The sequence below is a fragment of the Pricia sp. genome (assembly GCF_041745955.1).
Classification (GTDB): Bacteria; Bacteroidota; Bacteroidia; order Flavobacteriales; family Flavobacteriaceae; genus Pricia.
The window spans coordinates 1-3,566 of sequence record NZ_JBGTHY010000247.1; the positions used below are offsets into that span (position 1 = coordinate 1).

A 3,566-nucleotide genomic window follows, 5' to 3' on the forward strand; every position below is an offset into this window, starting at 1 on the left:
CCGAACAGCAATTCCACACTTTTTGTGTCCAACTTTAATACGACCGTGGCCAAGACCGACAACAGCGTAACGGTCTTGGAAGACGATGGTACAACGGTTACCAAAACCGCGAACTTTGCCACTGGGGCGGAAGATGACCTTGACGAGGCCTGCTGGACAGTAATCAGTCCTACGGAGGATAGACTCTATGTTTCCAGTTTTGCCGGAAACGTGGTGACCCCTTTCACTCTTGGCGGTTCGAGCATCTCAGGTACGCTTCCGTTCGAGGCCCGTGGCGATAATGCACCACCGGCAGATAGCAAAGATCTGTTCGTGACCTCTGACAATAAATACCTGTACCAGTTGGGGGCTTTCCAATCCTTCTCCATAAATATATTCGACATTACCGAAGGCGGAGTGGATTACCGCCAGCAAGTAGCGTTGGAGACCACCAAAGGCGGACTCGGACAACCGGGCCAGTTCAACTTCCTTGGTCTGACAGGTTTTGATTTGGAGGAGCAACCCGAGTAATCACTTTCATTTATATTGTATAGAAAAGGGCTGCACCAAATCAAATGGTGTGGCCCTTTTAAACGAACACTATCCATTCCTAAAAGCACTATATATAAATCAAAACTAAATAAGCAAAACACAGATGGCACTAACGACATTCTTTAAAGTTTGAAAATCACCGGTAGTTTAGCGCTACCTAAAAATAATCCTAAAAAATCAAAAAAATGGAAACTACAGCGAACACTACCGGATTTAAATTAAAGAACATAGGCGAAATCATAATCCGCTATGGCCTTGTCATTATTCTGCTCTGGGTGGGGGCATTAAAATTTACCACCTATGAAGCCGAAGGTATCAAACCACTTGTCGAAAACAGTGGATTGATGTCGTGGGGTTACGATTTGATGAGCGTACAAGCCTTTTCGATGTTGATCGGTGTTATCGAGATTATTCTAGGCATTATGATCGCCACACGTTATTTTGCGCCCAAGATATCGGCAATCGGTAGTATCGGTACGATAATCATGGCTCTGATTACCTTGAGTTTCTTGTTGACCACCCCAGGCATGGTTCAAAAAGGTTATAGTTTTCCCTCACTATCACCGATGCCCGGTCAGTTTGTGGCTAAAGACCTGCTATTGTTGGGAGCAGCTTGCTGGACGGCGGGTGAGGCTCTAATCGCCTCCAAGTACGCTCCTCCCAAGACCGCAAAGGGCAGCAATAGCTGATAGGAACTTTTTGAGGCCGATTCTTTTTGTAACATTTACAATAACCTTCTAAAATACGGTTTAGAGATGCATTTAAAAACAGCACCCAGCACCCAGTACTAGTTCATCTCCCAAATCTTATAATTGAGTACCGTCGCAAAGCAGACCCAAAGCAGGTAGGGGACCATCATCAACGCCGCCCATCGGTTGACGACTTTGAACCAGCGGATGGTCAGCACGATCAATATTAGCAGGATACTGATTACCACAAGGGCCCAAAAGGGTTCTTTGAGACCGAAAAAAACGATGCTCCAGGCGCCATTGAACAGTAACTGGAACCAAAAGTGGTACAATGCTATCTTGACCCAACGATGATAAAAGCCCCTGGCCCAAACCATGCCTGCGGCAATGCCGATCAGGACATAAAGGCTGACCCATACCGGGGCGAAAAGCCATCCCGGTGGGGTGAAATCGGGTTTGTTCAGGGTGGTGTACCAGTCGTTTACCGAGCTTTCCGTGGCAAAGCCGGCAAGTAAACCCGTGAGCAGACACATGCCGACGGCGTAAAAAATATAGGTTCCCTTTTTTTTCAAGTGGTGCTGTCGGTTTCCCCTAAAATAGCAATTTATTTCTTTGGCGGTACTACCGTTGTACGTAAAAACTATCTTTGCAAAAATTCTTATCGCAATGACGGAGAAAGATTTTCTTACATCCGAATATTCATCCTTAAAGAATACGGGCAAGGTCAGATGGAAATCCCCGAGCAATATTGCATTGGTCAAATATTGGGGCAAGAAAAAAAATCAGATTCCCGCCAATCCATCCATCAGTTTTACTTTACATACCTGTGCGACCGACACCTCGGTTTCCTATCGAAAATTGGATAAAAAGGCAACGGAATTTTCGTTCGACCTGTTTTTCGAGGGGAAGTTAAAGGATGATTTCAGGCCAAAAATCGAAACTTTTTTCAAACGTATCGAAACCTACCTTCCCTTTTTGCGGGAGTATCATTTTAAGATCGAGACCTCCAATTCCTTTCCCCATAGCAGTGGCATAGCTTCCTCGGCTTCGGGAATGAGTGCCCTTGCGCTTTGTCTCATGGCGATGGAAAGGGAATTGATACCCGAAATGGATACCGATTTTTTCAACAAAAAAGCTTCCTTTCTCGCCCGGTTAGGTTCCGGTAGTGCCTGCCGCAGTATCGAGGGGCCGCTAGTACAGTGGGGAAAACATTCGACGATCGAGGCAAGTTCCGATTTCTACGGCATCGAATATCCTTATAAAGTCCATGAAATTTTCATGAATTTTCAGGATACCATTCTATTGGTCGACGAAGGCCAAAAGCAAATAAGTAGTACCGTAGGCCATGATTCGATGCACGGCCATCCGTTTGCCGAACAGCGTTTTGGACAGGCCCTTAAACACCTTTCTGATTTTCAAACTATTTTAGGGGATGGAAATTTGGGCGAATTCATAAAAATCGTAGAAAGTGAGGCATTGACCCTGCATGCGATGATGATGACGAGCCATCCTTATTTTATCTTGATGAAGCCCAATACCTTAGAAATCATTAATAGAATTTGGTCTTTTCGCAAATCGTCAAAGTCAAACGTATGTTTTACTTTGGATGCCGGTGCCAACGTTCATGTATTATATCCCGGGAAAGAAAAAGAAACCGTTTACGAATTCATCAAAAGCGAATTGCTTCAGTTCTGTGAAAATGGAAAACATATTTGTGATCGAACGGGATCGGGAGCCAAGAACATGTCTAAAACCCCTGCTACCTAAAAACGGATTTATAGGTCAAATTAAGGATGCCTGGATGTTTTACAGACCTAAAATTCGTATCTTTGCATCGTAATTATCCAACTTAAATATGAAAGGACCGCTGTTCTATTCTAAAATTCTGCTTTTTGGGGAGTATGGAATCATAAAGGATTCCAAGGGACTGTCCATTCCCTACAATTTTTTTAAGGGCGCTTTGAAGACTGACGACAATTCATCGGAAACTGCTAAGAAATCCAATCAAGGGCTTCGGGAATTTGCGGGTTATCTTGAAATAGTGCATAAGAATAGTCCCAATTTGGTCTCTTTTGATTTCCAGGCCCTGAAAAGCGATATCGCATCGGGTATGTATTTCGACAGTTCCATCCCTCAAGGTTATGGCGTAGGCAGTAGTGGTGCCTTGGTTGCCGCTATCTACGATAAATATGCCAAGGATAAGATAACCATCCTCGAAAATCTGACCCGTGATAAATTATTGCGTTTAAAGCGGATTTTCGGAAAAATGGAATCCTTTTTCCACGGAAAATCCTCGGGACTTGATCCCTTGAACAGTTATTTGAGCCTTCCTATCCTTATTAATTC

General features: G+C 44.1%; 4 protein-coding genes and 1 pseudogene. 4 read left to right on the top strand and 1 reads right to left on the bottom strand.

What is annotated here, in order from left to right:
- Together ACEW8S_RS08870 and ACEW8S_RS08875 are read left to right on the top strand one after the other, a co-directional pair.
- Window positions 1–510: hypothetical protein (locus tag ACEW8S_RS08870; RefSeq protein ID WP_373517799.1), on the top strand; the 510-nt coding region annotated here is incomplete at its 5' end.
- 206 nt (window positions 511–716) lie between these two features.
- Window positions 717–1,220 (top strand): YkgB family protein, encoded by a 504-nt coding sequence (locus tag ACEW8S_RS08875; RefSeq protein WP_373517800.1) that lies wholly within the window; start codon window positions 717–719, stop codon window positions 1,218–1,220.
- Window positions 1,221–1,318: 98 nt separating this feature from the next.
- Here ACEW8S_RS08875 and ACEW8S_RS08880 read toward each other — a convergent pair whose 3' ends face one another.
- A complete protein-coding gene (locus ACEW8S_RS08880) occupies window positions 1,319–1,792 on the bottom strand; it encodes a TspO/MBR family protein (RefSeq protein WP_373517801.1) in 474 nt (157 codons plus the stop codon).
- A gap of 94 nt (window positions 1,793–1,886) precedes the next feature.
- Here ACEW8S_RS08880 and ACEW8S_RS08885 point away from each other — a divergent pair, with 94 nt between their 5' ends.
- Both ACEW8S_RS08885 and ACEW8S_RS08890 read left to right on the top strand, forming a co-directional pair.
- The gene (locus ACEW8S_RS08885) at window positions 1,887–2,987 is read left to right on the top strand and encodes a diphosphomevalonate/mevalonate 3,5-bisphosphate decarboxylase family protein (protein WP_373517802.1); all 1,101 of its coding nucleotides are present in this window, start codon (window positions 1,887–1,889) and stop codon (window positions 2,985–2,987) included.
- Between the two features lie 88 nt (window positions 2,988–3,075).
- A pseudogene (locus ACEW8S_RS08890) lies at window positions 3,076–3,566 on the top strand (mevalonate kinase); the annotation flags it as partial.

Excerpts from the sequence above, each read along its gene's own strand:
- ACEW8S_RS08875 (WP_373517800.1), top strand. The coding sequence starts at position 717 with ATGGAAACTACAGCGAACACTACCGGATTTAAATTAAAGAACATAGGC.
- ACEW8S_RS08885 (WP_373517802.1), top strand. The coding sequence starts at position 1,887 with ATGACGGAGAAAGATTTTCTTACATCCGAATATTCATCCTTAAAGAAT.